This window comes from Corynebacterium sp. 212_CJEI, from assembly GCF_001055915.1.
Lineage (GTDB): Bacteria > Actinomycetota > Actinomycetes > Mycobacteriales > Mycobacteriaceae > Corynebacterium > Corynebacterium jeikeium_D.
Genome location: NZ_JVPT01000077.1, coordinates 1 through 1484, shown reverse-complemented (window position 1 = coordinate 1484; position 1484 = coordinate 1). Strand labels below are relative to the sequence as shown.

Genomic DNA, 1484 nt, shown 5'->3' with positions numbered 1-1484 from the left:
AACCAGGGCAACCACCACGTGAGCAGCAGAAGAAGACTCTACCTTCACTGCAAACACAAGTCAAACCGACCGTGAATACAAAGTAAACTCTCCCCCACATCACCACAACAAGCAATCACATCGCCCTGTCGCGCTGACCCCGGATACATTACACACACTTCACACATAAAGCGAACCCGCAGGTCACGGAGCATTTTGTAACGCGCATCAGCACATTAACAGCCATAAGCAATCTAACAACAACACGCGCGAGGCAGTAAGTGAAGCGTGCTGGATCTAGTTCCTACCTCGGTCCTGGAATCCGTCCGAGCATCACCACGTTCCACGATTCTTAACACGACGCTCCAACTGAGGGAGTCGACACTCTCTACAAGACAAAACTCATTCATACGCAAGACTCGTGAACATAGAAGCGGAAATCGAACTTGCCACTTTGCGGACGATGCATTGGTAAAGAATTATGCGGATACACAAAGTGCTGGACTAGCCACACCACGGGAAGCGCAAACCAAGTGCTACCTTGCCTATTTCATCAACCCAGGGTCGTAAAAAGCGGAACTAACCCCAGGACACTTGAACATACGCATGAATACCTCGGATATAGAGTGCTCCACCGAAAATGTGTGGTGAAGCCATATGAATCCGGAAGCGAGATTGAATCAGAGACCACTAAACGCGGGTGTCTATTCATCCGCAAGTTCGAGGATGTTCCCGATGATGGTGGGCAAATGCTCATTGAGGGAATAGACCGCACGCCCCGGCAGGTTATCGCGAACCTATTGGACTGGATGGAATTACTGCTTAGCTGAAAGCGGAAAGAGCAAGCGGACAAAGAGGTGGTGACTGAAGCTCCTAGTTTCAAATGCGATTAGCTAGGTAGCTTGTACGAGTCTTTCTACCAACACTGGGAGCTGGTACCACCCCGAGATCTGATTAATCGATTCGAGGTTCTACTCGCCGAGGTAATCCAACTGGTACCCTGACTGGCCGAAGCAGAGCTGTTTGAGTCTGAGCAGCGAGCGTGGGCGTCTTCCACTCCGTCAGTATGACCGGTGTGGAAGTGGGTACATATCAACACTGTTGCCCCCCCTCACTACGTTTCGTACCAAGATAAGGACATGGGAGAAACTCGCTGCTTGCTAGTTGATTGACTCAACCACGTCGACCCCTGTCTTGAGCACAAAGCAAATTTGACCGGCTCTAACAACATGGTTGATCCGAGCCGTTCATTGGAATGACTAGAGGTGCTGCATCGGCTCTTTGGCTAGTTGCCGGTATGCACCAGTAATCGTTGTACGACCGACGTATTTGATTCTGATTTGCTCGTAGGTTTGCTGCCGGTCGACTAAAGGTTTGCATATCCGCCGCGATCAAACCGACCTAATGGCAAACCGTCCTAAGCCGGAAAAGACCATCAGCACTAAAACGCGAGTTAATTCTGTTTACCTGTGGGTAAAACAAAAGTGGGCCGCAGCACCCAACCC

1 protein-coding gene is annotated in these 1484 nt (G+C 50.3%); it reads left to right on the top strand.

The genetic code is table 11. The features are described from left to right. The first annotated feature begins 512 nt into the window (after positions 1 to 512). Complete coding sequence (locus ADB02_RS11820; protein WP_323633107.1) at positions 513 to 809, top strand: ClbS/DfsB family four-helix bundle protein; 297 nt, start codon at positions 513 to 515, stop codon at positions 807 to 809. The last annotated feature ends 675 nt before the right edge of the window (positions 810 to 1484 follow it).